Below are 17,822 nucleotides of genomic sequence, written 5' to 3' on the forward strand. Positions count from 1 at the left end.
CCGCGCCCGGTGACGGCCTTGCCCGCCATCGGGCGCTCGTCGCTGCCCGCAGCACGGCGGCGGCGCGTCCGCACACCGGCCGGGCACGCCCCTGCGGCGGACGCTCCGGACCAGCCTGGGCGTGTCGTCGGGGCACCCGGGCGGCGGGACGGCGCGGGGGTCAGGACACCCGGTTCCAGGCACCCGCGCTGACGGTGTAGATCCCCAGCGAGCCCTGGTCCATGCCGCCGTGCCGGATTGGGGTGAAGGAGTACATCCCCGCCATCCCCTCGGTGACCTGGTTCTGCAGGAAGGCCCGGATCCGTCCACGGTCGACGCTGGTGGACAGCCGCGCCGCCTCGGCGATCAGCTGCACCGCGTCGGACGCGTACGGGGCGAAGCCGCTGAACCCGCCGTGCAGCTGGACGTAGCGGTAGACGAACTCCTTGCGGTGCAACGCCGACATGGTGGTGTTGGCGAGCATCGCCCCGCCCAGCGACGTCGGGTGGACGGCGTACGCACCTTCCATGAGGGTCGCGTTCCCGCCCTCCAGGGTCTGCTCGGCGACCGCGCCCGCGTCGAGGAACACCGGACCGTCGTAGCCGGCCGCACGCAGCGCCCCGACGGCGGCGGCCGAGTCCGGGGCGGTCGCCCAGACCACCACCGCGTCGGGGCGGGAGCCCGTGGCGGCGCGGGCCGCCCCACGGAGGTCCTCGCCGGTGCGGGGCAGCCGGGAGGTGGAGGCGAGCGCCACCCCGGCCGTACGCAGGGCCCCTCTCATCGCCCGTACGCCCGAGTCGCCGTGCAGCCCCTCCGCGGCCAGCAGCGCCACCCGGGAGAGCCGCTGCGAGGCGATGAGCCGGGCGAGCCGTCGGGCCATGTCGGCGGCGTCCGGGGTCATCTTGTAGACGTACGTCCGCTGCGCCAGCGGCAGCACGATCCCGTCGCCGAAGGCGAGCGAGAGGAACGGCACCCGCTCCTTCTGGGCCACCCCGACCAGGGCCATCGAGGTCTCGGCCATGGTCCCACCGAGCAGGGCGTGCACGCCGGTGTCGCGGGCCAGCGCGGTGGCCTGCCGGGCCGCCGTCGCGGGATCGCCGGCGTTGTCGCGCACCTCCAGCCGTACGGTGCGGCGGAGGTTGCCGATCGGCACGCCCTTGGCGTTGAGTGACTCCAGGGTGATCTCCAGCGCCCGCTGCTGGAGCACGCCGAGTGCGGCGCCGGGGCCGGTCAGCTCCAGGCTGACCCCGATCAGCAGCTCCTGACCGCCCGGCCCGACCGTCCTGACGGGATCGCCCTGACCCGCCTCGCCCCGCCCGCAGGCGCTGAGCAGGAGCGCGCCCGCCGTCGCGGCCAGTAGGCCACGGCGGGTCAACGCGCGGGTGCCGGTTGCCGTTGTCGCCATGAGTCGCCTTCCCAACCGGCGACCCCTGCCGCCGGCTGTTCCGCCGGTATGCTCCCGGCCGCCGCGACACGGCGTCAAATTATCCGGGTGTGGGCAGGAACACGCAGGTGGGAGGCGGTTTTCCGGCGGTCAGGAGCGGTAGCCGGCGGAGCGGTACTCGTATTCCCGGTCGTCGTCGCGGTCGCCCGTGTCGCGGGTGAAGTCCCAGCCGCCGGCGGCCTCCCGGCCGGGCCGACCGCCGACCGCGAAACCGCCGATCTCCTGCCCCCGGCGCCAGCCGCGGAAGTAGCCGGTGGTGTTCTCGGCGAGGCTCGCCGCGTCGCGGACGATGCGCAGTGGCCGTTCGTCCCGCAACGGGGAGCCGGGGACGAGGTTGGCCTGGGGGACCCGCTTGGGCAGGCCGGCGGGCGTCTCGGCACCGACCGCCGGGCGGGCGGCCTGTTCGGCCGCCTGCCAGCCGGTGTCCGCGGTGGTGGACCAGGTCAGGTCGGAGTCGTCGTCGTGCCCCACGAACCAGGCGGACTTGGCCTGGGCGAAGATCAGCAGGTCGCCGTCGCCCTCGTCGGACACGGGTGGCGGGCGACGCTCGACCGGGGGCGCCGGCCGGTACTCGGCCGCCGGCCGCTCGGCACGAGGCGCGGGCCGTTCGTCACGGACTGCGGGCTGCTCGTCGCGGGCGGCGGGCCGCTCGTCGCGGGGCGCCGGCCGGTACTCGGCCGCCGGCCGTTCGTCACGGGGTGCCGGCCGGCCACTGCGTGCGGCCTCCTCCCGGTCGACCAACCGCAGCGGGGGCGTCTCGGGCTGGCCGTCGGCGGCCGGGCCCGTCCCGCCGCGCAGCGCGCGGTCGGCCAGCGGCGGCGGCTCGACCAACCGCAGCACCGGGGGCTCCTGGGGCAGGTCGTCGGCCAGCCAGGGCGGGGTGACGCGGCGCTCCGCACCCGGGTCGGTCGGGGCGTCGACGCCGCGCCCGCCGTAGGAACCGACGACCGGGTTCTTGGCGGAACTGTCGCCCGGGTCCTCCGGGTTGTTGACCAGCGGCCAGTTGGCCCGGGAGCCGGGGGGAGCGGGCTCCGCCGGTGCCGGGGATTCATGGCCCGGCCGGGGCGTGGGCACGGGAACGCTGAGGTCGGTGGCGCTGAAGCCGCCCGTGGGCGTGGGCCGCTCGCCGTTGGTCTTCGGGCGCGGCGGGATCACGGTGCGCTGGCGCTCGGCGCGCGCGTTCTGGATCGCCGCGGTGGTCAGGGTGGGGCGGAACGGCTCCCCCGCCTCGGCCGGCGGCACCGTGCTCCGCTGTGCCGGCGCGATGGGGGTGATGCCCGGCGGCGGGGGCGGCGGCGCGGAGACCGGGCGGTTGGTCGGGCCGTCGATCCGGCTCGGCAGCGAACCCGGTCGCGAGGGGGGCGCGGAGACCGGGGGACCGGCGACCGCAGCCGGCGTCACCGGCATCGGCGCGACCGGGGGCGGAGTGACGGGTGCCGGGGCGACCGGCGGCGGGCCGAGCGGCCGGGGGGCCGGTGGCGGCGTCGCGCCGGAGACGGGTTCGGGCCGGCTCCGGCGGCCACCGCCCGGCGCGGGCTCGGGCTCCGTGGGCCGCAGCGAACGCGGGCCGCTGCCGGTCGGGGTGAGGCCGGGCAGGGCACCGCCGGTGGGGGTGAGCCCGGGGGCGTCGGCGAGCGGTTCGCCGTGGCGGGTCGCGCCGCGGCGAACCGGTGCCGGCGTGGCGGGCGTGCCGACCCGGTCGTTGAGCGCGCCGACCAGGGCGCGGCAGCCCGCGTCGCAGGCTCGGACGGAGGCGACCGCCTGCCGTACGGTGTCCGCCGCGGCGGAGGTGAGGGCGCGGTTGACGGTGGCGCGCCGGGGCGTCTCGCTGACGGCCACCCGCAGGGCGGTCACCGCCGAGTTGAGCTCGTCGGCGTCGGCGACCCCGTCGGCGGCGAGCCGTGCCGCGACAGTCTCGGCGGGTGCCGGGGCGTCGCCGCGCCCCACGGCACCGTTCAGCATGCCGGGCTCGGGCAACGCGTCCAACACGGCCAGCGAGACCGGCTCGGCCGGGTCCGGGTAGGCGCGCAGGGCGGCCGGGTAGAGCTCGCGGAGCACCTCCCGCAGCGCGACGGCGGCGGAGTGCCGGCCACTGGCCAGGGCGGCGTGCGCGGCGAGAACCTGCTTGTAGCCGGCGAGGTCCCGGGGAGCGGGGAGCGTGACGGCGGAGAGGGCACCGGCCTGCAGGGCGCGGGCCAGGCCGACGGCGCGCCGCTCGGCCGGCGGCGACTGCATCTCCTCCAGCGAGTCGTCGTCGGCGAAGCGCTCCGCGAAGTCGTCGACGGAGTCGTCGTCGGCGATCGCCAGAGGACGACCGGCCGCGCTGAGCAGCGACGTGACCGTGTGGTCGTCGCTGTCGGCGGCGATGGCCGCACCGCTCGGCCCGCCCGACCGCTCCACGAGCAGCGAGACCAGCTGGGCGTAGCCAGCCGGGTCGTCGCCGATCTCGCAGACATGCAGCAGACGGCCTGCGTCGTCGACCACAGCGGACGTCAGCGTCGAACCGGCCGAGACCGGTCGGTCGGCCGGATCCGCCGAGGCCAGACCGCAGTACACGCGCACGAGCGCCACGGCGTCGTCCTCCTCCCGGGACACAAGGCTTTCACTGCCAGAGACTGATGCTCCCCGCAAAGGGTCAGTCGCGCCAGTCCACGACCGCAGAGATCTTCCCGACAATGGTGCGCCAACCCAGACTTGCGGTTTGTGCCCCGATTTTCTTCAGCCGGCGCCGACCGAAGAACCCGCCCACGCCGCCGTCGACCGTGGCGCGCAGCGCCTCGTCCAGGTCGTCGAGGCTGGAGCCGGCGGAGAGCATGTCCAGGACCGCGGGCAGCCGCAGCGCGTACGCCAGGTCGCGGGCTACCTCGCCGGCCTCGATGAGCAGCGTCGGGTCCCAGGTGTCGTGCCCGCCGCGGAGGTTCTCCACCACCAGGTCGAGTTCGTAGATGTCCTCGTCGAGCGGCGCGATGTCGGCCGGTTCCACCCGTTCGGACAGTTCATTCCAGCTGTCCAGTTGAGACAGGTCGTTGGGTGCGCCGGAGCGGATGAAACTGACCAGCGACTCGGGCGTCTTGAAGAGCAGCAGTCGTCCGCGGTGGCTGAGGAAGACCGGCACCTCCTCGTCGCCAGCGTCGTCCTCGTCCTCGTCGTCGGTCTCGTCCTCGGAGTCGGCCTCGGCGTCCTTGTCGTCGGTCGCGTCGCGGCGGCGGCCCTTGGCCTCCTCCTCGTCGCTCTCGGCGAACTCCTGGGCGACCTCCTCGTCGAGGATGACGAGGGTCTCGTCGTCCTCGTCCTCCTCCTCGGCGGCCTGGCGGCGGGCCAGGAAGGGGTCGTCCTGGTCGCGCTCGGTCACGTCGGTCGGGGTCAGCTCCCGCGCCGGCCGGTACGCCCGCAGCGTGTAGCCGGTGCCGGCGGGCAGCGCGATCTCCACCGGGTCGATCCGCAGCTCGTCCCAGAGGGCGCGGGCGTCCTCGGCCGAGACGGTTGCGGTGCCGGACTCGGCCGGGGCGTCGGCGTCGTCGAGCTCGGGCTCGTCGGCGTCGGGCCGTTGGGGCGACTGGCGGGCCACGCTGACCTCCGTGTGCTTCGGGTTGCCCACCCGCCGGCGTCCGCCGCCGACGAGTGACTCTGGGCACATACCCTAGTGGGCGTCTCCGGGAGACCGGTGCCCGCACCCCGGTGGCGGCACGGACCGCTGACATGTAGCTTTGCTACACATGAAGGCCCAGGCGCTGCACGGACATCTCGACGCCCTGCTGCTCGCGGTGCTCGAACAGGGTCCGCTGCACGGCTACGCGATCATCGATGCGCTGCGCGAACGCAGCGACGGCCAGCTCGACCTGCCGACCGGCACCATCTACCCGGCGCTGCGCCGGCTCGAGCGGGCCGGGCACGTGGCCAGCACCTGGAGCACCGTCAACGGGCGGGAACGGCGGACGTACCAACTCACCGACGAAGGCCGGCGGGCACTGGCCGGCGAGCGGTCCGGGTGGCACGAGTTCCGCGCCACCGTCGGCCGGTTCCTCGATGTCGACTCCCCGCCCACCGCGCCGGCCTGACCGGCACAGGCCGGCACCGGGGCAGGCGGGCACCAGGGCATGCGGGATGCAGCGACCGGGGTTCAGCGGGCGGCGAGGAGCCAGGTGCGGGCGGCCCGGCCGAGCCAGAGATATCCGGCGGCGGCCACCACCACGCCGATGATCATGGGTGGCCAGGTGAGCGCGGCGTCCCAGAGGCCGACCGACCACGCGAAGAGCGCGGAGCCGGTCAGCGCGCCGAGGGCGACGATCCCCGTGAGGCCCGCCCCCACCGCCCGGTCCGCGGCACCGCCGCGCAGCGCCGACCGGCGTGCCAGCAGCAGCCCGAGCGCCGCCAGCACGAACGCCGCCGCCCAGATCCAGCCCACCGACGCCGACAGCAGTTGGTAGGCCGCCGGCGGCGGGGAGCCGCCCCAGCTCGACCCCTGCCAGGTGAGGTCACCGGCGACGAACGCGACCGTGGCGAGCGCGATGACCCGCAGCGACAGCCCGCGCAGCGCACCGGCCGCCAGCTCCGCCTGGTAGGCCGGGGCGAGTTGCGCCGGCGAACCGAACTCGGCCACCGCCCGCCGCTGCGCCTCCGTCGCGGGCAGCCCGTCCCCGCGGTACGCGTCGACGGCGTCCAGCAGCCCGTGCCGCGCCTCGGTCAGCAGGTCGGCCTTCAGCCGGCGCGGCCCCCGCAGGTGCGCGGCCAGCTCCCGCAGCCGTTCCTCCACCGCCGTCGTGTCGTTCTCGCCCCGCATGACCTCACCCTGTCACGGGCCGCCGTCGGGCGTCGTCGGGGACAACCCTGGCCCGACCCGGAGCCGGCGGGCGGAACGGCGGTCAGGGGCGCAGCGCCAGGTATCCGCGTTCGGCCGCCTCCTGGATCAGCCACTGGTCCCGGTACCAGCCCGGGGCGGCGACCAGCTCGGCGTGCCGGCCGCGCTGGGCCACCCGACCGGCGTCCAGGACCACGATCTCATCCAGCTCGGCGAGCCCGTTGAGCCGGTGGCTGATCAACAGGACGGAGTGCCCGGCCGGGGTGGCCGCCAGCGCGGAGGCGAGCACGGCGTCGGCGGCGGCGGGGTCGAGCCCCTCGGTCGGCTCGTCGAGCACCAGCACACCCGGCGCGGCGAGCAGCGCCCGGGCCAGCGCGAGCCGCTGCCGCTGGCCGCCGGAGAGCTGGCCGCCCTCCTCGCCGACCACGGTGTCCCAGCCGTCGGGCTGCTCGCGTACCCAGTCCAGCAGCCCGGCCGCCGCGGTCGCCGCCGCCAGCTCCTCCTCGTCGGCGCCGGGCCGCCCGAGCAGCAGGTTCTCCCGCACGGAGGCGTGGAAGACGTACGCCTCGGCGAGCAGCCCGCCGACCGCGCGGGGCAGTTCCTCGGCCCGGTACGCCGACAGCTCCCGCCCGTCGAGGGTGACCCGCCCGTGGGTGGGCCGCACCGCGCCGGTCAGTACGGCGGCCAGGGTGCTCTTGCCGGCGCCGCTGGGCCCGACCACCGCCACCCGTCGACCGGGCGGCAGGTCGAGGCTGAACCCGTCCAGGGCCGGCGGTGCGCCTTCCCGGTACCGGACGCTCACCTCCTCGAACCGCACGTCGTACGGCCCGGGGCCGACCTCCGCGCCGTCCGGTGCGGCCGGCCCGGTCGGGGCCTCCAGCAGGGCGGCGACCCTGGTCAGGCCGGCCCGGAGCTGGGTCCACTGCCGGGCGGCCCCGACCAGCGCCAGCGCGATCTCCACGGCGGCGAGCGTGCCGACCGCCAGGACGCCGACCAGCACCCCGTCCACGCCGTCGGCGAGCGCGGCGAGCACCACCGCGCCGGCGGTCAGCCCGGCCACCAGCACCCCGGCGGCGTCGACGGCGAAGCCGGTGGCGGCGAGCCGCCGCTCCAACCGGGCCAGCCGGCGGGCCCGCGCGTCGGCGGTCGCCAGCGCGTGCCCGGTGGCGCCGAACGCGGCCAGGTCGGCGGCGCCGTGGGTGAGGTCGACCGCGTCGGTGGCGAGGGCGCCGCGCAGCGGTGCCAGCTCGGCGGCGGCGCGGCGGGTCAGCGCGGTGGCCAGTGCGGGCAGCGCGACCCCGGCGACCAGCAGCCCGACCGCGAGCACCCCGGCGGCGGCCGGCGACATCAGCGCCGCCCCACCGACCGCGACCACGCTGACCAGCGCCGCCGCCGAGGCCGGCACCAGTACCCGCAGCAGCAGGTCCTGCACCGCCTCCACGTCGGAGACGAGCCGGCTCAACGCGTCGCCGGAGCGCTGCCGTGCCGCCGAGCGGGCGGCGAGGGCGCCGAAGACCCGGGCCCGGACGTCGGTGACCAGCCGCAGCACGGCGTCGTGCCCGGCGAGCCGTTCGGTGTAGCGGAGCACGCCCCGGCTGATCGCCAGCGCCCGGACCGCCACGATCGCCACGGTGAGGCGGTCCAGCGGGGGTCGCTCGGCGGCGCTCATCAGCAGCCAGGTCGCGGTGGCCATCAGGGCGAGAGCGGCGAACTCGGTGGCGGCGGCGAGCAGCCCCGCGCCGAGCAGCCGGTTCAGGTACGGCCGGGCCAGCCGCAGCACGGTCCGCTCGGCGGAGCCGGCCCGCCCCGGAGCGGGCTGAGCGTCGTCGGCGCTCCGGGCGCTGTCGGCGGCGCCGGGGGCACGGGTGGGCGGCGCGCCGGCCCGGACATCGGCGGCGGGCCGGGCGTCGGCGGCGGCACCTGGTGCGTCGGCGGGCCGGGCGTTGTCGGCGGCACCTGGTGCGTGGGCGGGCCGGGCATCGGCCGGGGGCCGTTCGGCGGTCATCGGCTCGCCTTCCCGGCCGCCGTGGGCGTCAGCTCCGTGACCCGGCCGTCCTCGATCCGCAGGATCCGGTCCGCGTCGGCGAGCAGCGCCGGCCGGTGTGCCACCAGCAGCGCCGTCCGCCCGGTCACCAGCCGGCGGGTGGCGTCGAGCACGACCGCCTCGGCGGCGGTGTCCAGCCGGGCGGTCGGCTCGTCGAGCAGCACCACGGGCGCGTCCCGCAGGAAGGCGCGGGCCAGCGCGACCCGCTGCCGCTGCCCGCTGGACAGGCCGTGCCCGCGTTCGCCGAGGACGGTGGCGAGCCCGTCGGGCAGCCCGGCGACCACGTCGTCGAGGGCCGCGTCGTGGACCGCCGTGGCGAGCGCGGCGTCCGGCGTCTGCGGGGCGCCGAGCCGGATGTTGTCGGCCAGCGAGGCGGCGAAGAGGTGGGCCCGCTGCGGGACCCAGGCCACCTGGCGGCGCCAGCCGTCACCGTCGGCGTCGGCGAGGTCGACCCCGCCCACGGTGACCCGGCCGGCGGTCGGGGTGACGAAGCCGAGCAGCAGACCGAGCAGGGTGCTCTTGCCGGCGCCGCTGGGGCCGATCACGGCGACGCGTTCGCCCGGCCGGATGGTCAGCGTGACGTCGCGCAGGGCGGTGGTCCGTTCGTACGCCACGGTCACCGCCTCGAACCGGATCTCGCCGCGGCCGTCGGGGACGGTCGCGCTCCCGCCGCTCGCCGGCGCGGGCGCGGCGGCCGACAGGGTGAGCGCCTCGTCCAGCGCGGTGAGCCCCTCCATGCTGGCGTGGAAGCGGGCGCCGGCCGCCCGCAGCGGCAGGTACGCCTCGGGGGTGAGCAGCAGCACCAGCAGCGCGGTCTGGAGGGTCAGCCCGCCGCCGAGCAGCCGTACGCCCACCGGCACGGCGACCAGCGCCACCGAGAGGGTGGCCACCAGTTCCAGGACGAGGGCGGACAGGAACGCGATCCGCAGCGTCTTCATGGTCGCCACCCGGTGACCGTCGGCCATCCGGCGGACCACGTCGGTCTGCGCCCGGGCCCGGCCGAACGCGCGCAGCGTGGGCAGCCCGGCGACCATGTCGAGGAAGTGCCCGCCGAGCAGGGACAGCCGCCGCCACTGCCGCTCGGTGGCGGCCTGCGCCTGCCAGCCGAGCAGCGCGCCGAAGATCGGGATCAGCGGCAGGGTGACCGCGATGATCAGCGCCGAGCTCCAGTCGGCGACGAAGATCCGGGCCAGTACGGCGAGCGGCACGGTGACGCTGAGCACCAGCTGCGGCAGGTAGCCGGTGAAGTAGGCGTCGAGCGCGTCGAGCCCGCGCCCGGTCAGCGTGGCGAGCTGCCCGGCGCGCTGCCCGGCGACCCAGCCGGGGCCGTGCCGCCCGACCGACGCGAGCAGGTCCGCCCGCAGCGCCGCCTTGACCGTCGCCGCGACCCGCGCCGACACCGTGCCCTGCGCCCAGACCAGCAGCGAGCGCGCGGCCACCGCGGCGGCGAAGCCGGCCAGCGCGGGCCGGTTCAACCGCCCGTCGAACGCGGTCGCCAGCAGCGCGGCCAGGGTCGTAGCCTGCGCCACGACCAGCCCCGCGGCCAGCACGCCGAGCAGTGCGAGCACGGCGAGGTCGCGTCGAGCCCCCGGGACCCGACGCAGCAGACGCGGGTCGAAGGGACGGCGGTTCACCAGTACACCGGTGCCCTGCCGTCGGTCCGTCCCCGGAACACCCACCAGCACATCGCCTGAAAGCCTAGTAGGGCCGGCAGGAGCGGCAGCGTGACCCAGCTCAACAGCCGCAGCGTGGGTGTGCTGGCCGCCACGTCGGCAACCGTCAGTGACGCGCCCGGGTCGACCGTGGAGACCAGCGCGTAGGGCCAGATGGTCGCGCCGGCCAGCGCCACCGGCAACGCCAGGGACGCGCAGGTGGCGGCGAAGGCCAGCCCCGGCCGCCGCCGGGCGAGCGCGGTCCGGGCCGTCAGCAACGCCGTGACCAGCAACGACAGCAGCAGTGCGGCCACCACCGGCTGTTGTGCGGCGGCGCGTACGTCGGCGGAGAGCAGGCCCAGGACGGTGGCCGCGCCGACGGCGGCCAGCGCCACCGGGACGAGCCGGGCGGCCAGTCGCCCGACCGGCGCGGCGTCGGCGGCGGGCAGCCGGAGCGTGAGAAAGGTCGCACCGTGCAGCGCGACCAGCGCGACGACGGCGATCCCGGCGGCGGCCACGAACGGGGTGAAGAGGTGGGTCACCCCGGCGACGTGGCCGTCGGCGCGCAGCGGTACGCCCTGGAGCAGCCCGGCCAGCACGGCTCCCCAGCCGAGCGCGGCGAGCACGCTGCCGACGACCACGATCCGGTCCCACCGGGCGCGGGCGCGCTGCCCGGCGGGGCGGCTGCGCAGCTGCACGCCGGCGGTCACCAGGACGACCCCGGTCGACGCGCCGAGCACCGCTGGGTAGAAGCCGGCGAGCAGTTCCCCCTCCAGCACGGGGAAGGCGCCGAACAGGATGCCGACGGCGGCCACCAGCCAGACCTCGTTGCCCAGGAAGAACGGGCCGACGGCGTTGAGCGCGGCGCGCCGGCGGGCGGGGTCGGTGTCCCGGGCGAGCAGCAGGCCGACGCCGTAGTCGTAGCCGCCGAGCACCAGGTAGACGGCGAAGAAGAGCCCGAGCAGGGCGTACCAGGCGAGTTCCACGGTCGGCTCCTCAGGCGAAGGCGGGCTCGGGGTGGGGGTCGGCCGGCGGCTGGTCCGGTTGCCGGCCCAGGGCCGGGTCGTCCGCGCCCCGGGCGGCGTGCCGGGCCAGCAGCACCCAGTTGGTGACGGCGAGGGCGCCGAGCAGCAGGCTGAAGCCGATCAGCGAGGTGAGCATCAGCCAGGGGTTGACCGGCGACACCGCCTGCTCCACGGGCAGCAGCCCGTACACGGCCCAGGGCTGCCGGCCGACCTCGCGGGCGATCCAGCCGAGGATGACCGCGACGAACGGCAGCGGCAGGGTGAACTGGAGGATCCGCAGCGGTACGCGCAGCCGGATGATCCAGTCCCGCCACAACAGCGGGAGCAGCAGCCAGAGCAGGGCGAGCGTGAACCCGATCAGGATCATGAAACCGAGGCCGACGTCGGCGAGGACCGGCGGCGTGTAGTCACCGGGGCCGAACCGGGCGGTCCATTCCGCGATCAGCGGGGCGTCGCCGCCGTCGTCGCTGAACTTGGTGGGCTGCACGTCCTCGATCGCGAAGAACTGGGCGAAGCCGAAGCCCTGTACGAAGAAGATCGCCACCGCCGAGGTGATCAGGCCGATCCGCAACCCCTTGCGGTGCAGCGCGTGGTCGGGGGTGCGCCGGTGCAGGTGCCACGCGCTGACCGCTGCCATCAGCATCCCGCCGACCAGCAGCGCCGCCGTGACGACGTGCCCGAACGCCATGCGGAAGGTGGGGTTGTCCAGCAGCGCGGGGAAGTCGGTGAGGTGGGCGACGCCGTCGCGTACCTCGTGGCCGACCGGGTTCTGCAACCAGGCGTTCGCCACCATGATCCAGAACGCCGAGGCGTACGCGGTGATCGCGACACCCCAGATCAGGGCGAGGTGTACGCCCCGGCGCAGCCGGTGCCAGCCGAAGATCCACATGCCGAGGAACGTCGACTCCAGGAAGAAGGCGACCAGCGTCTCGATGGCCAGGGGCGCGCCGAAGACGTTGCCGACGTAGCGCGACAGCCCGCTCCAGTTCAGCCCGAACTGGAACTCCATGACGATCCCGGTGGCGATGCCGAGCACGTAGTTGATCACGTAGAGCTGGCCCCAGAAACGGGTCAGCCGCTCGTAGACCGGTTTGTTGGTGATTACCCAGGCGGTCTGGAGGCCGACCAGCAGGGTCACCAGGCCCAGGGTCACCACCACGAAGAGGAAGTGGATCGAGGTGGTGGTGGCGAACTGCAGGCGGGCGAGGAGCAGGGTGTCCATGGCCGGCTCTCCGTACGGTTGGCGCACAAGTCGTAGGGAGCCTACATGTAGATTGTCTACGCGTCACTACTATGGACGGTCGTAGTTGATCCTACGACGGCTCGTAGTAGTCGTGGGGGAGGAGTGGCGGGCGAATCGCCGACGAGCGGCGCGCCGGGCGTCGCCGGTCGCCGCCAGCGTCGCCACTCGCCTCCAGCATGGCCCGGCGCGCTCCATGCGGCGGTAACTCCGGGACCGGAGAGGGCGGGCCGCGTCCTGCGCGGAGGGGCAGCCTATCGGGAAGGGCGGGCCGCCCGGGTCAGCTCAGGAAGAGGGAGATCGGCAGGGCGACCACGGAGGTCGCCACGGCCAGCGCGGCGCCGCCGAGCAGCCGGGGCGGCCGGTCGGCGACCATGAGGCGCTGCACCCGTACGTCGAGGTGCCGGTCGCCCAGCCCGAGGGTGCCCGCCGGGGTGGCCCGGCTGCCCGCCTCGGCGAACCGGCGCAGCGCGCCGGCCAGCGGGGCGTCGGCGTGCGCCTCCCGGGCCTTGTCGTCGGCCCGCATCTCGACCAGCAGGGCGACCCGGTCGTGCGCCTCGCGGACCCAGGCGAACCAGGGCAGCGCCTGGCTGAGCGCGGTGAACGGCAGCAGCACCAGGTCGTGCCGTTCCTGGGCGTGCGCCCGCTCGTGGGCGAGCACGGCCGCCAACTCGGCGCTGTCCAGCAGGTCGAGGGTGCCCGCGCTGACCACGACCCGGGGCCGCATCCCCGGCAGGCAGTACGCCGCGGCGCTCGGATGGTCGAGCACCAGCGCGCCGGGCACCGTCGGGTCCCGGCGGGCGACCAGGGCGAGCAGGTCCCGGTGCCGGCGCTGGGCGCGTACGGTGCCGTAGACGCTGCGGACGGTCGTGGCCAGCAGGACCCCGCCGATGCCGAAGCCCACCCCGACGGCGGCCAGGTGCGGCGCGCCCACCCCGACGGGCAGGGTGCCGTGGCTCAGGTCGGCGGCGAGAGCGACCAGCGCGCTGCCGGTCGAGCGGTCGTAGGCCTCCAGGCCCAACGCCATCGGCACGCCCATCGCGGAGAGCCCGAGGGCCAGCCCGACCGCCTGCCAGCAGATGATCGCGACCCGGGGGCTGCGCCACGTCCAGGTGGAGCGGATCAGCACCTGCGCGGTCAGCCAGCAGGCGAGCATCGACGCGGCGAAGTGCAGGGCGTACGCCACGACCGCGGCCCTACCGGTCCGCTGCCCTGTCGGCCCGGGGCGGTCGGCCGGCCCCGTCGACCGTCGGCGCCTCGACCCGGCCGGTCAGCGCGTCCCCGTCGTGCCCGATCTCCCCGGCCTCGGCCCCGAGGGCGGCGCGCAGCACCTCGGCCTCGGTGCCGGTCACCGAGCGTGCGAAGCGCACCAGGGCGGCGTCCCGGCTGCCGCCGAGGTCGAGGGCGTCGAGCATGAGCTGGGCGATGTACGCCTCACGGCTGGCGGCGGCCCGGTAGCGCCAGGCCCGCCCCTCCCGCTCGCGCTGCACCATGCCCTTGCCGGCGAGCCGGTCCAGGACGGTCATCACCGTCGTGTACGCCAGCTCGCGCCCGTCCAGCGCGTCGGCCACCTCGCGCACGGTGATCCCGCCCGCCGCGCCGGGGACCGTGTCCCACAAGACGTCCATCACCGCACGTTCAAGATCACCGAGCCGAGTCACGCCGCAATCCTACCCCCCGTAGTAGAAACCTCACGTGTCAGCGTCCGGCACCGCGCTCGGGTGCGCCCATGTCCCCCGTCCCGGGTGTGCCGTCGGCGAGCCCGTAGCGCAGGTAGACGGTGCCCCTCGGGCTGGCCACCGGCGGTTCGAGGAGGGTGACGTTGGTGGGCACCGCCCCACCGTCGAAGACCTTCTTCCCGACGCCGAGCACGATCGGGTGCACCCAGAGGTCGAGCCGGTCGAAGAGCTTCTCGCGCAGGAGGGTCTGCACCAGGTTGAGGCTCCCGACGACCTTCACGTGCTCGTGCCGGTCACGGACCTCGCGCACCGCGGCGGCCAGATCCGGGCCGAGCTGGCTGGACCCGGCCCACGAGAGGTCGGGCCGGCCGCGGGAGGCCACGTACTTCGGGACGCTGTTGAAGAGCCTGGCGATCCCGTCGTCCTGGCCACCCTCCTGGTGCGGCCAGTGGGCGGCGAAGATGTCGTACGTCCGCCGGCCGAGCAGGAGGGCGTCCGTGCCCTCGTACGCGGCAGCGACCTGCGCCCCGCCGACCTCGTCCAGCAGGGGCGCCTGCCAGCCGCCGAACGGGAACCCCGCCGGGTCCTCGTCGGGGCCGCCGGGCGCCTGCCCGACGAGGTCCAGGGTGGCGAACAGTTCGATGTGGATGAGGCCCATGCCCTACTCCTGATGAGTTGGTCGTCCCGGTCGGGCGGGGCTGCCCGGAAGCCCCAGGACCGACGGTCTCACACCCCCTTGGGGTGCCAGACCGTCTTCGTCTCCAGCAGCGTGGTCATCCGGGTGATGCCCGGGTCGGCGGACCAGTCGTGGTCGGCCGGTGCCGGCCGGAGCACCCGCTTGAGGTTCTGCGCCGCCTTGACCTCCAGCTCCACCGCCAGTTCGGCGTCGGTCACGCCGGTCAGGTCGATGGCGTTGACGTCCATGTGGGCGGCCAACGCCGGCACGGTCTCGGTGATCCGGCCGGTGAGCAGGTTGACCACGCCGCCGGGCAGGTCGGAGGTGGCGAGCACCTCCGCCAGGGTCACCGCCGCCAGGGGCTGCGTCGGCGAGGTCGCCACCACCACGGTGTTGCCGGTGACGATCGCCGGGGCGATCACACTGACCAGGCCGAGCAGCGCCGGGGACTCGGGGGCCACCACGGCCACCACGCCGGTCGGCTCGGGCGCCGACAGGTTGAAGTAGGGCCCGGCGACGGGGTTGGCGCCGCCGTACACCTGGGGGAGCTTGTCGGACCAGCCGGCGTACCAGACCCAGCGGTCCACGGCCGCGTCGACCTCGTCGCCGGGCACGCCGAGGGCGACGAACTGCTCGCGCCGGCCCTCCAGCATCTCGGCGACCCGGTAGAGGATCTGACCCCGGTTGTACGCAGTCGCCCCGGCCCAGCCCTTCACGGCGGCGCGGGCGGCGACCACGGCGTCCCGCGCGTCCTTGCGGGAGGCGAGGGAAACGTTGGCGTCCTGCACGAGATACGACCGTCCCGACTCGCTGCGCGGGAACTTCCCGCCGATGAAGAGCTTGTACGTCTTGCGTACCGCGACCCGCTCAGACATTGAGGTACGCCTCCAGCCCGTGCCGGCCGCCCTCGCGACCGTAGCCCGACTCCTTGTAGCCGCCGAACGGCGAGGTGGGGTCGAACTTGTTGAACGTGTTGGCCCAGACCACGCCGGCGCGCAGCCGGTCGGCCATCCACAGGATCCGGGAGCCCTTGTCCGTCCAGATCCCGGCCGACAGCCCGTACGGCGTGTTGTTGGCCTTCTCGACGGCCTCGGCCGGGGTGCGGAACGTCAGGACGGACAGCACCGGGCCGAAGATCTCCTCGCGGGCGATCCGGTGCGCCTGGGTGACCCCGGTGAAGATCGTCGGCGCGAACCAGAAGCCGCGCTCCGGCAGCTCGCACGGCGGCGACCAGCGCTCGGCGCCCTCGGCGGACCCGGCGTCGGACAGCTCCCGGATGCGCGCGAGCTGCGCGGCGGAGTTGATCGCCCCGATGTCGGTGTTCTTGTCCAGCGGGTCGCCCACGCGCAGCTGGGCCATCCGCCGCTTCAGCGACTCCAGCACCCGGTCGGCGACGTTCTCCTGGATCAGCAGCCGGGAGCCGGCGCAGCAGACGTGCCCCTGGTTGAAGAAGATGCCGTTGACGATGCCCTCGACCGCCTGGTCGACCGGGGCGTCGTCGAAGACGATGTTGGCCGCCTTGCCGCCCAGCTCCAGGGTGAGTTTCTTGCGGGTACCGGCCACGGCGCGGGCGATGGCCCGGCCCACCTCGGTCGAACCCGTGAAGGCCACCTTGTCCACGCCCGGGTGCTCGACCAGCGCGCGACCGGTGTCGCCGGCGCCCGTGACGATGTTGACCACGCCGGCGGGCAGGTCGGCCTGCTGGCAGATCTCGGCGAAGAGCAGCGCGGTCAGCGGGGTCGTCTCGGCCGGCTTCAGCACCACCGTGTTGCCCGCCGCAAGGGCGGGGGCGATCTTCCAGGCCAGCATCAGCAGCGGGAAGTTCCACGGGATGACCTGCGCGGCCACGCCCAGCGGCTTCGGGTCCGCGCCGAAGCCCGCGTGCGGGAGCTTGTCGGCCCAGCCCGCGTAGTAGAAGAAGTGCGCGGCGACCAGGGGCAGGTCTACGTCGCGGGACTCCTTGATCGGCTTGCCGTTGTCGAGCGACTCCAGCACGGCCAGCTCGCGCGAGCGCTCCTGGATGATCCGGGCGATCCGGAACAGGTACTTCGCCCGGTCCCGGCCCGGCATCGGGCCCCAGACCTTCTCGTACGCCTGGCGGGCGGCGCGGACGGCGCGGTCCACGTCCTGGGCGCCGGCCTCGGCGACCTCGGCGAGCACCTCCTCGGAGGCCGGGTTGACGGTCTTGAACGTGCCGCCGTCGCCGGGGTCGACGAACTCACCGTCGACGAAGAGCCCGTAGGAGGCCTTGAGGTCCACCACCGAGCGGGACTCGGGGGCGGGTGCGTATTCGAACATCGGCTCTCAGTCCAGGGTGAAGTAGTCGGGACCGGAGTAGGTGCCGGTCGTCAGCTTGGTGCGCTGCATGAGCAGGTCGTTCAGCAGGCTGGAGGCGCCGAACCGGAACCAGTCCGGGTCGAGCCAGTCCGCGCCGACGGTCTCGTTCACCATCACCAGGTACTTGATGGCGTCCTTGGTGGTCTTGATGCCGCCGGCCGGCTTCACGCCGACCTGCCGGCCGGTGGCGGCCCGGAAGTCGCGGACGGCCTCCAGCATCACCAGCGTCACCGGCGGCGTGGCCGCGACCGGGACCTTGCCGGTGGAGGTCTTGATGAAGTCGCCGCCGGCCAGCATCGCCAGCCAGGAGGCGCGCCGCACGTTGTCGTACGTGGCCAGCTCGCCGGTCTCCAGGATGACCTTCAGGTGGGCGTCCCCGCAGGCCTCCTTGGTGGCCACGATCTCGTCGTAGACCTCGGAGTAGCGCCCGGCCAGGAACGCGCCCCGGTTGATCACCATGTCGATCTCGTCGGCGCCGGCCGCCACGGCGGCACGGGTGTCGGCGAGCTTGACCTCCAGTGGGGCCTGGCCCGACGGGAAGGCGGTCGCCACGCTGGCCAGATGCACACCTGAGCCGGCGAGCACCTCGGCCACGTGCGGCACCATCGACGGGTAGACGCAGACCGCGCCGACGTGCGGGCAGGTCGGGTCGGCCGGGTCGGGGCGCAGCGCCTTGGCCGCGAGGGCCCGCACCTTGCCCGGGGTGTCCGCCCCTTCGAGGGTGGTCAGGTCCACCATCCGGATCGCCAGGTCGATGGCCTGGGCCTTGGCGGTGGTCTTGATGGAGCGGGTGCCGAGCTGTGCCGCCCGCTGCTCCGCGCCGACCTGGTCCACGCCGGGCAGGCCGTGCAGGAAGGTCCGCAGAGCGGTCTCGGATCGTCCCAACTCGGAGAGCTCCGACCGGGCCGACGTCGCTGTCGCCGTCATGCCCCGGAGTCTACGCACCCG

15 protein-coding genes are annotated in these 17,822 nt (G+C 75.0%); 1 reads left to right on the top strand and 14 read right to left on the bottom strand.

The genetic code is table 11. The features are described 5' to 3' along the window. Nucleotides 1-160: 160 nt before the first annotated feature. The 3 genes from ACGFIR_RS05160 to ACGFIR_RS05170 all read right to left on the bottom strand — a co-directional run bounded on the left by ACGFIR_RS05160 (nt 161) and on the right by ACGFIR_RS05170 (nt 5,021). A complete protein-coding gene (locus ACGFIR_RS05160; RefSeq protein WP_393000212.1) occupies nt 161-1,384 on the bottom strand; it encodes an ABC transporter substrate-binding protein in 1,224 nt (407 codons plus the stop codon). 129 nt (nt 1,385-1,513) lie between these two features. Then, nucleotides 1,514-4,018: a transposase gene (locus ACGFIR_RS05165; RefSeq protein ID WP_393000210.1), complete on the bottom strand. Its 2,505-nt coding sequence runs from the start codon at nt 4,016-4,018 to the stop codon at nt 1,514-1,516. Between the two features lie 40 nt (nt 4,019-4,058). Further along, complete coding sequence (locus ACGFIR_RS05170; protein ID WP_393000208.1) at nt 4,059-5,021, bottom strand: DNA primase; 963 nt, start codon at nt 5,019-5,021, stop codon at nt 4,059-4,061. 118 nt (nt 5,022-5,139) lie between these two features. Between ACGFIR_RS05170 and ACGFIR_RS05175 the strand changes: the two genes are divergently transcribed. Further along, nucleotides 5,140-5,481, top strand: a complete 342-nt coding sequence (locus ACGFIR_RS05175; protein ID WP_393143299.1) for a PadR family transcriptional regulator — start codon at nt 5,140-5,142, stop codon at nt 5,479-5,481. Between the two features lie 62 nt (nt 5,482-5,543). Here the strand turns inward: ACGFIR_RS05175 and ACGFIR_RS05180 are convergent, their stop codons facing one another. From ACGFIR_RS05180 to deoC, 11 genes are all read right to left on the bottom strand, one after another. Continuing rightward, nucleotides 5,544-6,203 (bottom strand): permease prefix domain 1-containing protein, encoded by a 660-nt coding sequence (locus tag ACGFIR_RS05180; protein ID WP_393143301.1) that lies wholly within the window; start codon nt 6,201-6,203, stop codon nt 5,544-5,546. Nucleotides 6,204-6,285: 82 nt separating this feature from the next. After that, the gene (gene cydC, locus ACGFIR_RS05185) at nt 6,286-8,226 is read right to left on the bottom strand and encodes a thiol reductant ABC exporter subunit CydC (RefSeq protein ID WP_393143303.1); all 1,941 of its coding nucleotides are present in this window, start codon (nt 8,224-8,226) and stop codon (nt 6,286-6,288) included. Beyond that, entirely contained in the window at nt 8,223-9,899 is a 1,677-nt protein-coding gene (gene cydD, locus ACGFIR_RS05190) for a thiol reductant ABC exporter subunit CydD (RefSeq protein ID WP_393143305.1), read from the bottom strand. The genes cydC and cydD overlap by 4 nt, the downstream gene beginning before the upstream one ends. Continuing rightward, nucleotides 9,896-10,903: a cytochrome d ubiquinol oxidase subunit II gene (locus ACGFIR_RS05195; protein WP_393143307.1), complete on the bottom strand. Its 1,008-nt coding sequence runs from the start codon at nt 10,901-10,903 to the stop codon at nt 9,896-9,898. Before ACGFIR_RS05195 ends, cydD begins: the two co-directional genes overlap by 4 nt. Nucleotides 10,904-10,913: 10 nt before the next feature. Next, the gene (locus tag ACGFIR_RS05200; protein WP_393000195.1) at nt 10,914-12,164 is read right to left on the bottom strand and encodes a cytochrome ubiquinol oxidase subunit I; all 1,251 of its coding nucleotides are present in this window, start codon (nt 12,162-12,164) and stop codon (nt 10,914-10,916) included. A 298-nt stretch (nt 12,165-12,462) separates the two neighbouring features. Continuing rightward, a complete protein-coding gene (locus ACGFIR_RS05205; protein ID WP_393143309.1) occupies nt 12,463-13,368 on the bottom strand; it encodes a M56 family metallopeptidase in 906 nt (301 codons plus the stop codon). Between the two features lie 10 nt (nt 13,369-13,378). Further along, nucleotides 13,379-13,843 (bottom strand): BlaI/MecI/CopY family transcriptional regulator, encoded by a 465-nt coding sequence (locus ACGFIR_RS05210; protein ID WP_393143311.1) that lies wholly within the window; start codon nt 13,841-13,843, stop codon nt 13,379-13,381. A 37-nt stretch (nt 13,844-13,880) separates the two neighbouring features. Further along, nucleotides 13,881-14,519: a dihydrofolate reductase family protein gene (locus tag ACGFIR_RS05215; RefSeq protein WP_393143313.1), complete on the bottom strand. Its 639-nt coding sequence runs from the start codon at nt 14,517-14,519 to the stop codon at nt 13,881-13,883. Between the two features lie 68 nt (nt 14,520-14,587). After that, nucleotides 14,588-15,412: an aldehyde dehydrogenase family protein gene (locus tag ACGFIR_RS05220; protein WP_393000187.1), complete on the bottom strand. Its 825-nt coding sequence runs from the start codon at nt 15,410-15,412 to the stop codon at nt 14,588-14,590. Further along, entirely contained in the window at nt 15,405-16,835 is a 1,431-nt protein-coding gene (locus ACGFIR_RS05225; RefSeq protein ID WP_393000185.1) for an aldehyde dehydrogenase family protein, read from the bottom strand. Before ACGFIR_RS05225 ends, ACGFIR_RS05220 begins: the two co-directional genes overlap by 8 nt. A gap of 6 nt (nt 16,836-16,841) precedes the next feature. After that, nucleotides 16,842-17,801 carry a deoxyribose-phosphate aldolase gene (gene deoC, locus ACGFIR_RS05230; RefSeq protein WP_393000183.1) on the bottom strand — a complete coding sequence of 320 codons (960 nt, stop codon included), beginning with the start codon at nt 17,799-17,801 and terminating at the stop codon, nt 16,842-16,844. Between the last annotated feature and the right edge of the window lie 21 nt (nt 17,802-17,822).

Origin of the sequence: Micromonospora sp. NPDC049051 (assembly GCF_043197575.1) — a bacterium.
Classification (GTDB): Bacteria; Actinomycetota; Actinomycetes; order Mycobacteriales; family Micromonosporaceae; genus Micromonospora.